The organism is Bartonella sp. ML70XJBT (assembly GCF_028618425.1).
In the GTDB taxonomy this organism is placed as follows: Bacteria; Pseudomonadota; Alphaproteobacteria; order Rhizobiales; family Rhizobiaceae; genus Bartonella.
In genome coordinates, this window is record NZ_JAQISX010000108.1 from 1 (window position 1) to 613 (window position 613).

The window sequence follows — 613 nt, forward strand, 5'->3', positions numbered from 1 at the left end:
CATGAGGGCAATTGTTGGGTGTATAATAAAGCCCGTGTCTTTCAAAATGCACGCGTCTTTGGAAATGCTAAAGTAAAAAGCTTTTTTGTAGACGTCTATGGCAATGCACAAATTTATGGCAATGCTATTTTTGAAGGAATGACATTAAAGGACAATGCAAAGCTTTCTGGAAATGCACATGCTAGCAACGCCGTGATTATTGAAGGCAATGCACAAATTTATGATAACGCCCGTGTCTCTGATCATGCTCATATTTCCGATAATGCTGTCATTTGTGATGATGCTCATGTTGGAGGCAATGCGAAAATAAGTGGCTCTGCTTACATTTGTGATGAATCGCGTGTTTTCGATGATGCCATTGTTTGTGATGCTCTTATCTCTGGAAATTCTTATATTCATAGCAATGCCTTTTTAGAAGCGAATGAAGATATCTGTGATAATGAATATCCTGAGTTTGGTAGTGAAGATGATTATTATCGTCATGAATATTATGCCGATTGTGAAGGCTATTATGATGATGATAACAGCGAATATGAAACTGATGCTGCTTAAATAAACGCACGGGCGGTGCGGGGGCGCCTGCTTTCTAACCAAATTCTTTCATTCAAAAATT

At 38.5% G+C, this 613-nt stretch carries 1 protein-coding gene; it reads left to right on the forward strand.

Going from position 1 to position 613, the window contains the following annotated elements; genetic code table 11:
• Positions 1 to 552: hypothetical protein (locus tag PVV65_RS09915; RefSeq protein WP_273790046.1), on the forward strand; the 552-nt coding region annotated here is incomplete at its 5' end.
• Positions 553 to 613: the final 61 nt, after the last annotated feature.